Origin of the sequence: Paenibacillus sp. IHB B 3415 (assembly GCF_000802655.2) — a bacterium.
GTDB lineage: Bacteria > Bacillota > Bacilli > Paenibacillales > Paenibacillaceae > Paenibacillus_AQ > Paenibacillus_AQ phytohabitans.
Genome location: NZ_JUEI01000017.1, coordinates 14,385 through 29,388, shown reverse-complemented (window position 1 = coordinate 29,388; position 15,004 = coordinate 14,385). Strand labels below are relative to the sequence as shown.

Annotated in this window: 13 protein-coding genes and 2 tRNA genes; 6 read left to right on the top strand and 9 right to left on the bottom strand. The window is 51.9% G+C overall.

Annotation, left to right across the window (positions count from 1 at the left end; all coding sequences use genetic code 11):
- Window positions 1–91: 91 nt before the first annotated feature.
- Genes QW71_RS09425 through QW71_RS09410 form a run of 4 tightly spaced genes read left to right on the top strand, consistent with a single transcriptional unit; the run spans window position 92 to window position 4,139 of the window.
- Window positions 92–1,555, top strand: coding sequence for a spore germination protein (locus QW71_RS09425; protein ID WP_200905906.1), 1,464 nt, complete (start codon window positions 92–94; stop codon window positions 1,553–1,555).
- 43 nt (window positions 1,556–1,598) lie between these two features.
- Window positions 1,599–2,804: a Ger(x)C family spore germination protein gene (locus QW71_RS09420; RefSeq protein WP_039296653.1), complete on the top strand. Its 1,206-nt coding sequence runs from the start codon at window positions 1,599–1,601 to the stop codon at window positions 2,802–2,804.
- Window positions 2,801–3,010: a hypothetical protein gene (locus QW71_RS09415; RefSeq protein ID WP_039296650.1), complete on the top strand. Its 210-nt coding sequence runs from the start codon at window positions 2,801–2,803 to the stop codon at window positions 3,008–3,010. Before QW71_RS09420 ends, QW71_RS09415 begins: the two co-directional genes overlap by 4 nt.
- A 31-nt stretch (window positions 3,011–3,041) precedes the next feature.
- Window positions 3,042–4,139: an endospore germination permease gene (locus QW71_RS09410; protein WP_039296647.1), complete on the top strand. Its 1,098-nt coding sequence runs from the start codon at window positions 3,042–3,044 to the stop codon at window positions 4,137–4,139.
- 107 nt (window positions 4,140–4,246) lie between these two features.
- Here the strand turns inward: QW71_RS09410 and ispG are convergent, their stop codons facing one another.
- From ispG to QW71_RS09385, 5 genes are all read right to left on the bottom strand, one after another.
- A complete protein-coding gene (ispG, locus tag QW71_RS09405; protein ID WP_039296744.1) occupies window positions 4,247–5,392 on the bottom strand; it encodes a flavodoxin-dependent (E)-4-hydroxy-3-methylbut-2-enyl-diphosphate synthase in 1,146 nt (381 codons plus the stop codon).
- 128 nt (window positions 5,393–5,520) lie between these two features.
- A complete protein-coding gene (gene clpX, locus QW71_RS09400; RefSeq protein WP_039296645.1) occupies window positions 5,521–6,777 on the bottom strand; it encodes an ATP-dependent protease ATP-binding subunit ClpX in 1,257 nt (418 codons plus the stop codon).
- A 12-nt stretch (window positions 6,778–6,789) separates the two neighbouring features.
- Window positions 6,790–7,380: an ATP-dependent Clp endopeptidase proteolytic subunit ClpP gene (gene clpP / locus QW71_RS09395; protein WP_039296642.1), complete on the bottom strand. Its 591-nt coding sequence runs from the start codon at window positions 7,378–7,380 to the stop codon at window positions 6,790–6,792.
- 304 nt (window positions 7,381–7,684) lie between these two features.
- Entirely contained in the window at window positions 7,685–9,040 is a 1,356-nt protein-coding gene (gene tig, locus QW71_RS09390; RefSeq protein ID WP_039296639.1) for a trigger factor, read from the bottom strand.
- A 96-nt stretch (window positions 9,041–9,136) separates the two neighbouring features.
- A complete protein-coding gene (locus QW71_RS09385; RefSeq protein ID WP_039296637.1) occupies window positions 9,137–10,066 on the bottom strand; it encodes a hypothetical protein in 930 nt (309 codons plus the stop codon).
- Window positions 10,067–10,216: 150 nt separating this feature from the next.
- Here QW71_RS09385 and QW71_RS09380 point away from each other — a divergent pair.
- Together QW71_RS09380 and QW71_RS09375 are read left to right on the top strand one after the other, a co-directional pair.
- A tRNA-Arg gene (locus QW71_RS09380) sits at window positions 10,217–10,290 on the top strand.
- A 57-nt stretch (window positions 10,291–10,347) separates the two neighbouring features.
- Window positions 10,348–10,421: transfer RNA gene (locus QW71_RS09375), tRNA-Arg, on the top strand.
- A gap of 556 nt (window positions 10,422–10,977) precedes the next feature.
- On the opposite strand, the gene QW71_RS39765 is transcribed toward QW71_RS09375, so the two are convergent.
- From QW71_RS39765 to QW71_RS09360, 4 genes are all read right to left on the bottom strand, one after another.
- Window positions 10,978–11,265: a hypothetical protein gene (locus QW71_RS39765; RefSeq protein WP_152679724.1), complete on the bottom strand. Its 288-nt coding sequence runs from the start codon at window positions 11,263–11,265 to the stop codon at window positions 10,978–10,980.
- Between the two features lie 85 nt (window positions 11,266–11,350).
- Entirely contained in the window at window positions 11,351–11,722 is a 372-nt protein-coding gene (locus QW71_RS09370) for a hypothetical protein (protein ID WP_039296634.1), read from the bottom strand.
- Complete coding sequence (locus QW71_RS37000) at window positions 11,719–12,522, bottom strand: RQC-minor-1 family DNA-binding protein (protein WP_052769946.1); 804 nt, start codon at window positions 12,520–12,522, stop codon at window positions 11,719–11,721. The genes QW71_RS09370 and QW71_RS37000 overlap by 4 nt, the downstream gene beginning before the upstream one ends.
- 563 nt (window positions 12,523–13,085) lie before the next feature.
- A complete protein-coding gene (locus QW71_RS09360; protein ID WP_039296632.1) occupies window positions 13,086–14,963 on the bottom strand; it encodes a FapA family protein in 1,878 nt (625 codons plus the stop codon).
- Window positions 14,964–15,004 lie beyond the last annotated feature (41 nt).

Genomic DNA, 15,004 nt, shown 5'->3' with positions numbered 1-15,004 from the left:
ACAGAAGCCGCCAGCACCCTTCCCGGCCCGCAGATTGCATACGATTCCCATAAACGGAAAGACTATACCGGATAACAGGAGGCGAATGCACATGACGCAGCTGGAAAATGCAGGATCGCCGCAGGAGAAGCTGCCGGAATCTCTGTCCGTTTTTATAGAGGGAATGCAAGTCCGCCTGGGCAAAAGTACAGATATCATCTACCGGTTCATTACACTTGGCCCTTTGCCCGCTGTGCTTGTCTTTATTGAAGGCTTGTCTGATCCGCAGTCTCTCATTCAAGCGATTCACGAGGATGCCGGCCTGTTCCATGAACTGGACGAATTCACGCCGGTAACATGCCTCGAGCTGCTGCAGGAACGGACGCTTACCCTGGGCAAAGTTGGGGAGATCAGCAACTATACAGAGGTTGAAACGGAAATTCTGGCCGGCAACACGATTCTCTTCATTGAAGGCAGTGTTACGGCGCTGTCTGCCGGCACTGCGGCGCTTAAGCAGCGCGCGGTAGAAGATGCCAGCTCCCAGTCGGTGGTACGGGGCCCGCGCGAGGGCTTCACCGAATCCCTGCGGGAGAATACCGCTCTGGTCCGCAGGCGCATCCAGAACCCGAAGCTGCGGATCGAGTCACGCAAGCTGGGGGAGCAGACCCAGACGGATGTCGCGGTGATGTACATTGAAGGCAATGCCGATCCCGTCGTGCTGGAGGAGCTGCGCAGACGGCTGGATAATGCCAGGCTGGATAGCGTACTGGAGAGCAATTACATCGAGGAGATGATTCAGGACAAGCGCTATAGCCCTTTCCCGACCGTCTATAATACAGAGCGTCCGGATGTCACCGCTTCGGCACTGCTGGAAGGCCGGATCGCCATTCTGGTGGAAGGGACTCCGTTTGTACTCGTGGTTCCCGCACTGCTGGTGCAATTTTTTCAATCCAGTGAGGACTATTACCAGCGGAGCGATTTCGCCAGTCTGGTGCGTCTGCTGCGATTTTTTTGTTTTGCCATTGCTCTGCTAACCCCTTCCTTCTATATCGCCATCACTACTTTTCATCAGGAGATGATTCCGACTACACTGCTGATCAGTCTGATCGGGCAGCGCGAGGGGATTCCTTTTCCGGCATTCCTTGAAGCCTTCATCATGGAGATCACCTTCGAGATTCTGCGCGAGGCCGGTATCCGGCTGCCCAAATCCATCGGCCAGTCCGTGTCCATCGTCGGAACCCTGGTTATCGGTCAGGCCGCGGTCGATGCGGGGCTGGTTTCAGCAGCCATGGTCATCGTGGTGTCCATCACAGCAATCGCCAATTTCGCATTACCGGCCTTCAATGTCGGCATTTCTGTGCGGATGCTGCGTTTTGTGCTGATGGCGATTGCCGCTTCCTTCGGCCTGTACGGGATGATTATCGCGATGATTATTCTGGGTCTGCATCTGTGCAGCCTGGAATCGGTGGGCGTCCCTTACATGACCTCCTTCGCACCTATACGCTGGCAGAGCCAGCGGGATACCTTCATCCGCGTCTCGCGGCGCAGTATGAAGAAGTTTTTCGGACGAAACTAGAATTTGCCCAGCCGTGAATCTATAACGAAAGGAGCGCTGCCTTATGTGGGGAAGACGCGCCTTAACCCTCCTTCTGGTTCTATGCCTCGCTTCGCTTACCGGCTGCTGGAGCCGCAAAGAATTAAATGATCTGGCGCTCGTCATGGCACTCGGCATTGATCTGGACCCGGAAGGGTATGCGGTATCTGCCCAGATTATGAATCCCAGCGAGACCGGCACCCAAAAGGGCTCCTCCGGAAGTCTTCCCGTTGTCACCTACAAATGTGTTGGCCGGACAGTCCCTGAAGCGCTGCAGCGGATGCTGAGTGTGGCTCCCAGGATACCGTATCTGGCCCATATCCGTGTACTTGTAGTCGGAGAGGCACTTGCCCGCAGCGGGGTCAGTGATGCATTGGACTTCATCTCACGTGATCATCAGCTGCGCAACGACTTCTACCTGCTGGTAGCCAAGAATAGGAAGGCTGCGGATATCCTGGAGATCCTCATCCCCTTCGAGCATATTCCGGCAAATTCCCTGTATTCATCGATTCTGGTCGCCCATAAGAAATGGGCTGCTACCGGAAAGGTCACTCTCCAGCAATTCATTACCGAGCTGGAGCGCGGCGGCTCTAACCCCATAATGTCGGGGGTGCAGCTGCAAGGGGATGTGGAAGAGGGAGATTCGCCCCGGAATGTACAGAGCATTCGTCCGAAGACCCTGATTCAGCATGCCGGAATCGCTGTGTTCAAAAAAGACAAGCTTGTCGGGTGGCTGGATGAAACACTTAGCAAGAGTGTGAATTATGTGCTGGCTGATGTGGACACAACCGTCGGGAATATAACCAGCCCCGGCGGAGGTACTGTAGGCTTCACCGTGTCACGGGCAGATACCTCACTGGACATCAGGCTTAATGATCAGGACCAACCTGAATTCCTCGTTAAGCTCAACATCGAAGCGGATCTGACAACGGTGGAAGGTACGCTTGATCTGAACAAGCCGTCCAGCATTCAGGCTATTGAGGAGGCGCTGCAGAACAAATACAATATTAAGATGGCCCGCGATATCCGGACCATCCAGCAGCAATATAATAGTGATATCTTCGGCTTCGGGGAAGCGCTGCACCGGAAGTATCCCCATCTGTGGAAAGACTACCGTGAGCATTGGGAGGACAGCTTCCAAACCGTCAAGATTGATGTTCAATCCAAGGTTACGGTCCGGCGGATTGGCTCTGTTATACAGCCACTCAAAAGGGAGATTGAGGAGAAATGAACTGGAGTCTGCTGTTACTGTTCTTCCTGCTGCTTGTACTCTTCCTCAAGACACCCGGCATCATAAGGCTGCGTTCTGCACGTGATGCCGCTGCATTCTACGGAATCTGGGTGCTAACCGTGATGGTTACTCTCGCGGATTGGGCAGATTGGCCTCAGCTTAGACCGCTCGACTGGGTACGCAGCGTTATGGAGCTATTGTCCTGAACATAATAACGAGAAAGGATGTGAGCCGGAGGTGAAGAGCCGCACAGGCATTGCTCCAAGGCAGTTCTATATTCTTACATTTGGTTTAACCATCGGGACCTCAATTCTGGTCATCCCGAGCGGACTGGCGAATACAGCCAGAGAAGACGCCTGGATTGCCTCGTTATGCAGCCTTGCTCTCAATCTGGTCATGGTGCTGCTGTATATATTCACTGCCCGGCTTCATCCCGGCAAGAATATCTTCGAGATTCATGAAGCTATCTGCGGGAAATGGCTGGGTAAATTAATCTCGCTGCTGTATCTGTTCTTTTTTCTGATTCTCACCGGCACTTTGCTGGGTGACCTCGGATTCTTCATGTCCAGTGAGATCATGCCGGAAACGCCGATTGAGGCGATCCAGATCATATTTCTGCTTGCCGCTGTTATGAGTGCAAATCTGGGGATTATCGTACTCGCCAGAGTGGGAGAGCTGATGTTTCCCTGGGTGGTGTTCCTGTTCCTGATTCTGGTTCTAACGCTGAGTCCGCAAATTGATTGGAATCATATCAAACCTATACTAGAGGATGGCTGGAGTCCTGTCCTTCAAGCCGGCTTCCAGTCGGCCATGTTCCAGGAGCTTATTGTGCTCATGACCTTCGTGCCCCTGGTGAACAAGCAAAAAAGCGGAGAGAAGGCCTTTCTGTGGGGAACGGTTACAGGCGGCGCCGTGCTTCTTCTTATTGTACTGCTCAGCATCCTCATCCTGGGCATTGAACAGACGGAGAACAATACGTTCCCGGCTTACGCTCTAGCCAAAACGATCAATATCGGGAACATTCTGCAGCGCGTCGAGGGGATACTGATCACCATCTGGATATTAACCTTTTTCATCAAAATCTCACTGCTCTACCTCTCCATATTGAAAGGTATCCAAACCGTGTTCCAGCTTAAAGCTCCCAATCATCTGATCTACCCGCTGGCCGTATTGTTCCTCATCATCGCCTGGAATACATATATCAACACCGTATATGTCAACGAGGTCATTGCCAAGGTGTGGGGGGGATTCGCCTTTATCTTCCTGATACTGATTCCGTTCCTGCTCTATTTGGTTAACCAGCTGGAAAGGACTCTCCGCCGAAGACGCACCTAAAAAGCGCCCCGCCGCACACGTCTGATCGAACCAGACATCTGCAGCGGGGCGCTTCATGTATATAAACATAGTTGCTATTAGGATAGGATGCGATAGAATCAGTTCAGTTAATTGCTGCCCTCAGGGTTGCCAACAACTACCGCCGGAGCCAGTCCCGCATGCTTGCGGCCGGGAATCTCACCCGTTTCTTCAAAATGGGCCACAATGATGTCAATTTCCTTCTTCAGCTCGGAGACCAGCTCCGCCTCAGGAACCTTACGGATCATCTTGCCGTAGCGGAACAGCAGACCCTCCCCGCGTGCGCCGGCGATGCCGATATCGGCTTCCCTTGCTTCACCCGGTCCGTTCACAGCGCAGCCCAGTACAGATACCTTAATCGGCACCTTCAGCTTGGAGATGTACTCTTCTACTTCATTGGCGATAGAGAAGAGATCAATGTCCAGGCGTCCGCAGGTCGGGCAGGAGATCAGTGTAGCAGCGTTCGAGATCAGGCCAAAGGTCTTGAGCAGCTCACGTGCCACCTTAACCTCTTCTACCGGATCAGCACTCAGGGAGATACGTACCGTGCTGCCGATTCCCATGGAGAGCAGTGCACCAATCCCGGCGGAGCTCTTCACGGTTCCCGCGAACAGCGTACCGGACTCGGTGATCCCCAGATGCAGCGGGTATGGGATAACCTCCGCCGCCTTGCGGTAGGCTTCAATGGCCATCGGCACATCGGATGCCTTCAGCGATACGATAATATCATGGAAATCCAGCTCTTCGAGAATCCCGATATGGTACAGGGCACTCTCGACCATAGCTTCCGGTGTAGGATAGCCGTATTTCTCCAGCAAATGCGTCTCCAGGGAACCGGCGTTCACCCCGATACGGATTGGAATCCCCTTGTCCTTGCAGGCTTTAACTACAGCTTCTACCTTATCGCGGCGTCCAATATTGCCGGGATTGATCCGCACCTTGTCGATGCCGTTCTCAATCGCCAGCAGGGCCAGCTTATAGTTGAAATGAATATCCGCTACCAGCGGGATATGAATCTGTTTCTTGATTTCCTTAATTGCCGCCGCCGCTTCTTCATTATTGACCGTCACACGCACAAGCTGGCATCCGGCTTCCTCCAGCCGTAGAATCTCGGCTACGGTCGCTTCCACATCGGCGGTTTTGGTCGTACACATGCTTTGGATAGCAACCTCGTTGTTTCCCCCAATAATAACCCCGCCGACATTGACGGGACGGGTCTGGTGTCTCAAGAACATGGTTTTCTCCCCCATAACGATCAAAGCTCCACCCTCTCCGCTCCCGCAGGTACTGCGGGGTGTGCGGGAGAAAGTGGAGACCCTGAATTGTATTGTTAAGCTGCACTAAGCAGATGATTACTCATTGCTTACGCACTTTCTTCTTTTTTCTTGTCTTTCTTGAGACTAAGCTCCGGCAGGGACTTCTCCTGGACAACCTTCTCGGTAATGACACAATCCTTGATGTCATCACGCGAAGGAACCTCATACATCACGTCGAGCATAATGCTCTCGATAATTGCACGCAGTCCGCGGGCACCGGTGTTGCGTTTGATCGCTTCCTTGGCAATAGCTTCCAGGGCAAGCGGCTCAAACTTCAGCGCTACATTATCCATCTCAAGCAGCTTAATGTACTGCTTCACGAGCGCATTCTTCGGCTCGGAGAGGATACGTACCAGTGTGTTCTCATCAAGCGGCTCCAAGGTCGAGATGACCGGCAGACGGCCGACAAACTCAGGAATGAGGCCGAACTTGAGCAGATCCTCAGGCAATACCATGGAGAGGTATTCGCCGGCTTTCAGGTCCTTCTGACCTTCAGCCCCTGCGTTGAAGCCAATGACTTTTTTGCCGATACGGCGTTTGATCATTTGCTCCAGTCCGTCAAAGGCACCGCCTACGATAAACAGAATGTTCGTGGTATCGATCTGGATGAATTCCTGATGAGGATGCTTACGTCCGCCTTGCGGTGGAACAGAAGCTACAGTACCTTCCAGAATCTTCAGCAGAGCCTGCTGTACGCCTTCACCGGAAACGTCACGGGTAATGGACGGGTTCTCGGATTTGCGTGCTACCTTGTCAATTTCGTCTATATAGATAATGCCGCGTTCGGCCTTCTCCACATCATAATCAGCCGCTTGAATCAGCTTCAGGAGAATGTTCTCAACATCTTCACCGACATAACCTGCTTCCGTAAGGGAAGTGGCATCTGCAATGGCAAAAGGAACGTTGATGATCTTCGCCATCGTCTGCGCCAAGAGGGTCTTACCGGAGCCTGTAGGTCCGAGCAGCAGGATGTTGCTCTTCGTCAGCTCAACATCTTCAATCTTGCTCTGGCTGTTCACACGCTTGTAGTGATTGTATACGGCAACGGAGAGCGATTTCTTCGCTTGATCCTGGCCGATTACATATTGGTCCAGAATATCACGGATTTCCTTCGGTTTCGGAATATCCTTCATATCCAGTTCTTCTTCGTGACCGAGCTCCTCTTCCACAATCTCTGTGCACAGCTCGATGCATTCGTCACATATATAAACGCCAGGTCCCGCTACGAGCTTACGAACCTGCTCTTGTGATTTGCCGCAAAAAGAACATTTCAGTTGCCCTTTTTCATCATTAAATTTAAACATCTTACCACCCCTTTAAGATATGATCGGTGAAGAGAGTACCTGGTCAATGAGCCCGTATTCCTTCGCTTCTTCCGCGCTCATGAAGTTATCGCGGTCCGTATCCCGTTCGATTTTGTCAAGGGGCTGACCTGTGCGCTCTACATAAATCTGATTCAGCTTCGCCTTCGTCTTCAGAATCCAGTCGGTATGGATCCAGATATCGGATGCCTGCCCCTGAACGCCGCCAAGCGGTTGATGAATCATAACTTCGCTGTTGGTCAGCGCAAATCTCTTGCCAGGCGCTCCAGCTGTAAGGAGCAATGATCCCATACTGGCAGCCATCCCTACACAAATCGTTGAAACATCCGGTTTGATATATTGCATCGTATCATATATACCCATGCCGGCTGTGACAGAACCACCGGGCGAGTTGAGGTACAAGTGAATGTCTTTTTCGGGGTCATCTGCTGCCAGGAACAATAACTGGGCAATAACCAGATTGGCGACATCATCGTCAATTGCACTGCTTAGGAAGATGATGCGATCCTTGAGCAATCTGGAATAGATATCGTATGAGCGTTCTCCCCGACTTGTCGTTTCCACAACCATTGGTACCAGAGTCATGCCACCAACCTCTTTTCTCTATACAGATTAGTCTTTCCGTTTCAGAAATATTTTAACACGTTCAAAGCGGGATGTCATTTATTCACTGCTGCTCTCGTAGCCGCACTGCTCATGTGCATGCCATTATATCGCAATTCCGCGGGCAATGCCAATTCTTGATTCGTGGTATGTACTCACATAACGTCCGCCCCGATAAAAATAAGGCACGTAACAAAAACTTACGTGCCTTATCTGCTCTTTATGGAGGCCTAATGGAAATGGCCGTGCTAGGTAAAATTTCTAAAGAAGACTACTCAGCAGAAGACTACTCAGCGCTTGCTTCTTCAGCAGCCGCTTCTTCAACGGGTGCTTCTACAGCCGGAGCCGGAGCATCAACTTCTACGCTATTGCTAACGAGGAACTCAATAGTCTTGCGCAGCGAAATTTCGTCACTCAGGCTGCTCAGGGAACCATTGGCCGCCAGAATGCTGCGGATTTCTTCAGGAGTACGTTTGTAAGCTTCTGCCATAGTAGCAAGCTCTTGCGTAACCTCCTCTTCGGAAACTTCGATCTTCTCTTCCTTAGCGATGACTTCCAGAACAAGGTTGTTGCGAACGCGCTTCTCGGCATCGCCCTTCATCTGTTCCTGCAGGTCTTCACGTGTCTGGCCGGAGAAGCTGAGGAACATATCCATGTTCATGCCCTGCTGGCGAAGACGGGTGTCGAAATCACGAACCATGTTCTCTACTTCACTGGCGATCATAGCTTCAGGAATTTCAACTTCAGCATTAGCAGCAGCTGCATCAACTACTGCAGTTTCGCGAACGCCTTTGAGTTCTTCCTGCTTGCGGGACTCCAGCTGTGCCTTCAGATCTGCCTTGTATTCTTCCAGGGTGTCGAATTCACTTACATCCTTAGCGAATTCATCATCCAGTGCAGGAAGCTGTTTGCGTTTGATTTCGTGCAGCTTCACTTTGAATACAGCTACTTTGCCGGCAAGCTCAGCAGCATGGTAAGCCTCAGGGAAAGTAACTTCAACATCTTTGAAGTCTCCAGTGGACATGCCAACTACTTGCTCTTCGAAGCCTGGAATGAAGGAGTTGCTTCCCAGTTCAAGGGAATGACGCTCAGCCTGTCCGCCTTCGAAAGGAACGCCGTCAACGGAACCGTCGAAGTCGATCACAGTGATGTCGCCGTTAACTGCTGCTTCATCTTCAACTACAACAAGCTCAGCATGACGCTCTTGCAGACGTGTCAATTCAGCATCCAGCTCTTCATCAGTTACTTCAGCCTTCTGTACAGGAACTTCCAGACCTTTGTACTCGCCCAGCTTCACTTCAGGCTTCACGGTGATCTTCGCTTTGAAGATGAACGGCTGGCCTTTGGCGAATTGCTCGATGTCTACTTCAGGACGGTCTACAGGGAAGATGTCGGTTTGTTCAACGGCTTCGCCATAAGCTTCAGGAAGAAGAATGTCGATGGCATCCTGGTACAGGCTTTCCACGCCAAAACGGGATTCGAAAATCGGCCGCGGCACTTTACCTTTACGGAATCCAGGTACGTTTGCTTTCTTAACCACTTTATTAAAAGCTTTGTCGAGTGCTGCAGCTACACGGTCTGCTTCTACTTCGACTTCAAGAACTCCAAGGTTCTTCTCTATTTTTTCCCAGGTTGCTTTCATAATATACTTTTCCCTCCAAAATTGGTTACATGTTTACTTAAAAAAAGTCATACAATTCACGCACAGAATAACCATTATATTATATACAACATTACTTTATTTATCAAGTAGAGAACTCTTTACAAATCCTTTGAGCGAACGGTAGGCCCCTTCGAATTGAAAGCGCATGCTGTCCGTGATCCCGTACATACTCCGTGTTTCCTCTTCATTGCGGTTTCCGTTCAGGCTCTCCGACACCATCTGGTGCAAGGCTCCGGCCCAAATATCCAGCAGCGAATACTCTCCGTCCAGCAGCTCGCGGTATTCCTTCGTTCCATAAATCGACATGATGAACTGCCCCCAGAGCTCCTGGGCAAAATAGTACAGCGTAGGCTCATGCACCTCGGCCTGCTCCGCCACCCGCTCCAGCACCTGGCTTACCTGCGGCGGGAACTCGTCATTCTGCAGCGGCACAGCCTCGATCTCCACCTCAGCAGCTTCGTGGCCGCGGCTCAGCCTGACCGCCCCCTGAGCCCCGCGGCGGCGGAGCGTCTGCAGCGTGCGGAACTGCAGCAGCGGATGCACCTCAGCCTGCTGCAGCCAGCCGGTCAGCGCTTCATCTACATGGCTTCCCTCCAGGTAGGAGAGCTGCTCCAGCGCCAGAACGGTCGCTTCTGACAGCGGCTCATTCATGACCCGCTTCAGCAGCTTATCGGGATAATCCGCGTCCTCCTCCAGCTTGGATTTGGCCAGAATCCGGGCCATATCCTCTTCCTTAAGATCCTGCTCTTCTGCAGAGGGGGTACCATCCGCATCCCCACCCTGTGCGGCATAGGGAAAAGCCGCCTCCAGCCAATCCAGCAGCGACTGCCACTCCTCGTAGTGCCGCTCTTCCTGTCCTTGGCACTGCAGCAAAAAGCGCAGCAGCTCCATCGCTTCCCCGTAACGTTCACTTTCCAGCATTACCGTAAGCTGGATCTGGTAATAATCCAGCGTCTTCGGGAACAGCACGATATTCTCTTTGGCAGGGGAATTGAATTGATTCATGAGGGCACCTCCTTTTCTCCGTTCCTCTTCATCCGAACCCTAATCAATTGTAGATTATAGCATATCCCCGTACGGTTTCAAAAAAACAAGTTGAAAAAATAATCTATATATGATAACATATTTTTTGCTTGCTTTTCAGTCAGGCACCATGTCCCGGTAGCTCAGTTGGATAGAGCATGCGCCTTCTAAGCGCACGGTCGGGGGTTCGAATCCCTTCCGGGACGTCATAGAACAGCCTCCCTTCGGGGAGGCTGTTTGTTTGCTTTTCAGTCAGGCACCATGTCCCGGTAGCTCAGTTGGATAGAGCATGCGCCTTCTAAGCGCACGGTCGGGGGTTCGAATCCCTTCCGGGACGTCATAGAACAGCCTCCCTTCGGGGAGGCTGTTTGTGCGTCCGGAGGGATGAGTGCCCTTGGCGCCAGCAGGGGACGCCCGAGCATACGCTTCGTTAGCACCTGCTTCGCAATCAGCCCGAATGGGCTGTATCCCTTCCGGGACGTCCGTGCCAGCACATAGCTGCATCCTTGCGGACTGGAGGGCCCTTATTTGGGCGGATCACACCATTCCGCAGGCTATGCGGACTCAGATTTCGTTAAGTAACCCGTTCCCCCGCATTTTGAGCTCCAAAAGACAATATAAGCGCTCCTGAGTCCGCATCAGGCAGAAAAGCAGCCTTTTTTCGCCAAATAGCGTCATCTGAGTCCGCATAATTCGGCAAGCGGCCCCACCAGCTCACGCACCCTCCACACCATCAGTACTTTTCACGCTGCTCATCCTGTCTTGCCTCTCTTAACCGCAATGTTACTCAAACCACCGCTCACCCACCTCTCTCAACTTAGCTCCCATATCACTTACACCAATATTCTGCGTCTCCGGGAAGACTACGTTCTATCTACGCACCGCAGCACTTCTTATGCTTCTTCCCGCCGCAAGGACAAGGATCGTTGTGGACCAATCTTCTGATCCAGCAGCTTTTGCCAGCTCCGATCTTGCTCGACTAACTCCATACAGGGGATGGACTGCTCAGGACTGCAATGACGCAAGATGTTCTGCAAATGAAATTTCGTATTATTATCAATAGAACGCGATAGGTGCAAAGCCAGCAGCTCGCGGATGGTCTCTTCGGTCTGAGGGAACCTATAGGCAGGGAACAGGTGAACCGCTTCGGCATCCCCGGATTGCTTCAGCCTTTCTAACACAAGCGGTATTGCTTACAATCGGCTCCGGATGGAGGATATAACCTTTTACTTGTTCAGTTGTAAACATTAGCATCCCCCTCTCTCATTATGATTCATTCGGCTTCTTCAGCACATAGTGAGTAGCGTAGTTTGTTTCAATATTGTGATCCCCGGACTTCGAAAAGCGAAGCGGCCGCTTGGGGCCTTTGCCCCATCTCATATAAGCAGTGTAGGATGGATTCAGATCAAGCTCCCGCGCTTTCCCGCGAAGTAATGACATGATATAGCTGAATTGAGACAGATTACCGTGAAGCACCCGTTCCAAATAAGGAACTCTACCGAAGCGCCATTCTTCTACCAGCTTAGGGGTAATGGTCCCGAGCCTTAAGAATACATCCAGCGGACTGACAACGCCCTTCTCCGAAATGAGATCATCGACTATTCCTTGTACTTTCTTGCGCAGCTCTAGCCTATTCATACCGATTGTTCCTCCTGCTGTCTGCAATAAGAACATTTCTCCGGAAAATGAAGCCCATCCGCCTTGTAACAGCTCAACAAGAGCTCATCAAAAGCAAACGGGTCACCGCATTCCTTACATACCAGTATGACCGGCTTGCGCGAACGTACGAGCAGTGTTTGTGCACGTTCCCGCAGCAGCGAATGCCACTGCATCTCCTCCAGTTGGTCACGCCCATTCAGGGCTTCGATCACCTGCCGGATTTCGGCTTGCACCTTGTTGAAGTCAATGGGTTCCCACTGCTGCAAATACGGTATGTATTTCCTATCACCTGAACATAGGATTTTAAACAATAACATGAAGATCATGCCGCGGTTTCGTTCCTTCAAATACTCCATGCTGACCGGCGTAATCCCGTTATCAAGCCATTGATCCCATTCCCGCAGAAATTCTTCCGCCCGCCGTTCCCGCTCAATCGCCCAGCCGCGCGGAGTGAACACGATCATTGGGAGCTTGCCGGAGTACTCGGTTCGCAGATAATCGGCATCAATTAATTCATCCACTTTCTCCATAATCTGCTCAAGCGTGATATCACGGTAAAATCCATAGGAGGGATTGCGGTCCAGACCGAGCTCAAGCAGCTTTTTCTCCTTCGAGCCCTTCAGGATCTTGGACAGCAGCGTACGTCCACCTTCGGCAATGATATCATCGGCTGCCCGCAGAATCGCATGCATCTCCGGAACCGGCAGCGTTACATTCATATGACTTTTGGGCGAATCCTTCCGTTTCAGTTCCTTGCGGCTTGTCTTCCGATTACCCAAGTGGTCCTGCCTCCTTATCAATTTACTCATGCCTTATCATCAAGTTGCAACAATTTTCCACCTAAGATTATAGCATAACCAAGCAAGTGAATCGTTACGATCCGGCTGCCTCCTTGCGGACTGGAAGGCCCTTATTTGGGCGGATCACGCCATTCCGCAGGCTATACGGACTCAGATTCCGTTAAGTAACCCGTTCACCCGCATTTTGAGCTCCAAAAGACAAAATAAGTGCTCCTGAGTCCGCAACGTGCAGAAAAGCAGCCTTTTTCGCCAAATAAGGTCATCTGAGTCCGCATATATTCTTGAATACTCTATTTCCTCGCATACAGTCAACAGCGCCCCTCTTCGCTTTAATCTTATTCCTCACCGCTTCTTCTATCTTGCCTGTTACTCCCTGCACCTGCATCATCCTGCCGCTTACCTTCACTTAATTTCATCCCTGCCACCCGCAACCGCATCCCCGCACTCTGACGTTCTCCTTCACTTAGCCCCTACTTCATACTGCAACATAAACAAAGAGCGCCCACGCAGCCACAAGGCATACAGGACGCTCTAATATTACACTACCCTCTCCCGGACTCCGCCGACAGCTTCATGCTCCGCAGACTCTCGGCGTCGAAGACCAGGTTCTCGACCGGCTCGGTGATGTCTGCGGTATAGCGGTCAATGGTGACTTTGCCCAGGTACATTTTGCGGACGGAGATACTTTGTTTGGCCTTGAGGTAGGATTGTGCGCCGCTCTCCCCGCCGACATAAAAGGCAGAAATGCTGCCCCCGGCCTCCAGCTTGGAGCCGCGGCAGACGGAGAATGTTTTGAGAAACGTAATATTGCCCGAAGAGAACAGCTCACTCTGCACAATCCCGTCCCGGTGGATGATGATGTCACCGTTCGATTTCAGCGTGCTGTTCTGGCATTTGCCGATGTTAACCTCGACCTTAGTCTCCTGCATCCGGGCCACACCCATATGCAGCTCCTCCAGCATGCCGATCACTCCGCTGAGCGAAGCTTCACTCATATAATCCACCAGTTGGGCCGGCTTCAGGAACAGATTCAGGAAATGCAGCGTCTGCTCCAGATCCTGATGATAGGAGGCCTGAACGGTTGCCAGCACCGAGAGCAGTTCCTTGATCAGCTGCGGGATCTTCTGGAACTTGCTCTCCAGCAGCAGCAGCACAGCCTGTCCGTACTTCACGCTCTGCTTCCGGCCTTGGACGGCCTGAACCAGCATCCGGACCGCGGTCTGGAGGATCCTGGTCTCTTCAATCAGCAGCTTGGAGCAGTTGTAGATCCGGTTGTACATCACGCCGAAATACCCGGAGTACAGATTGCTGTTCACCACATTGCCTTTGACGAGAATGCTGCCGGTGGCTGTGATGGTGGAGTTATAGATGCTGCCGGCAACATAGACATTGCCCAGCGATTCAATGATCATATTGTCCTCGACATCGCCCCGTATAATGACATCGCCGGAGAATACAATATTGCCGGATTTAATGTTCACATTGCCGGGTACGATGTAGGACGTGCAGATGTCGAAATATTTGATCCGGTCACCGGTCACCCGGGGCCGGCCTTCACGGAGGGCGCGGATTTCATTGCCGATCAGCAGGACTGTATTATTTTTGGCGAGAATCGTAAGGTCTGCAGGCGGCGGAGGGTATAGAATCTCTCCATATACGTCATAGCCGGGAATCCCCTCGATAACCGGAATTTTGCGCGCCAGCACTTCACCGCGGATCGCGGAAGGAATACGCAGATGGCTGCGGTAATCCACCTGGCCTTCAATCTCGCTGAATTCATTCTCAATCGTCTCGGAGAAAAACAGTTCAAGATGCGCATTCTCCCCCGGCACAGCCGCTCTGCCCTGGGCAGCGGTAATTGGCTGATAAGTGGGATTCTGGAGTTCAGCATGAATTCCGGAGATATTCAGGTTCTGAATGATCCCCCTGCGCTCAAAGTCGGCAATAATCTGGTTCAGGCCCAGAATTCCGACAACATTCTCCGTATTCATCACGGCGTCTACTTCCACCATTCCGGCGGAGAAATGATCATTCAGCTTCCAGGAGAATTTCTTCGTGGAATGGAGGGTGAAAAAAGCCAACAGACGATCCTCCGACACGGTAATCGAATACAGCGGCGGCTCCGATATTTCCCACTCTATAGTATCCTCCGTAGTCACCTCGGCCGGGCCGGAAACCGGCTCGCCGTTGATATATAGATTAACCGGAAGAACTCCCATAATCACTGCGGGCGAACCGCCGGGCAGCGGGTCCTGTACGAAGATTTTGTCAGCCCGGACCAGCACCCGCCCCCCGTGGTCATGATCCGGGTCATCGGATACCATAAATGAAATATCAAACTCTATATCACCGTCACCTTGCGACAGCTCCAGCATATTAATCAGCTTATTCAGTTCCTGCTCGGACATACGGTCAGGCATTCGGCATACCCCCTGTTCCTTATAACCGCTTTCATTCTAGT

Excerpts from the sequence above, each read along its gene's own strand:
- ispG (WP_039296744.1), bottom strand. The coding sequence starts at position 5,392 with ATGTTCTTGAGACACCAGACCCGTCCCGTCAATGTCGGCGGGGTTATT.
- QW71_RS09360 (WP_039296632.1), bottom strand. The coding sequence starts at position 14,963 with ATGCCTGACCGTATGTCCGAGCAGGAACTGAATAAGCTGATTAATATG.
- tig (WP_039296639.1), bottom strand. The coding sequence starts at position 9,040 with ATGAAAGCAACCTGGGAAAAAATAGAGAAGAACCTTGGAGTTCTTGAA.
- QW71_RS09415 (WP_039296650.1), top strand. The coding sequence starts at position 2,801 with ATGAACTGGAGTCTGCTGTTACTGTTCTTCCTGCTGCTTGTACTCTTC.
- clpP (WP_039296642.1), bottom strand. The coding sequence starts at position 7,380 with ATGACTCTGGTACCAATGGTTGTGGAAACGACAAGTCGGGGAGAACGC.
- QW71_RS09420 (WP_039296653.1), top strand. The coding sequence starts at position 1,599 with ATGTGGGGAAGACGCGCCTTAACCCTCCTTCTGGTTCTATGCCTCGCT.
- clpX (WP_039296645.1), bottom strand. The coding sequence starts at position 6,777 with ATGTTTAAATTTAATGATGAAAAAGGGCAACTGAAATGTTCTTTTTGC.
- QW71_RS09385 (WP_039296637.1), bottom strand. The coding sequence starts at position 10,066 with ATGAATCAATTCAATTCCCCTGCCAAAGAGAATATCGTGCTGTTCCCG.
- QW71_RS09370 (WP_039296634.1), bottom strand. The coding sequence starts at position 11,722 with ATGAATAGGCTAGAGCTGCGCAAGAAAGTACAAGGAATAGTCGATGAT.
- QW71_RS09425 (WP_200905906.1), top strand. The coding sequence starts at position 92 with ATGACGCAGCTGGAAAATGCAGGATCGCCGCAGGAGAAGCTGCCGGAA.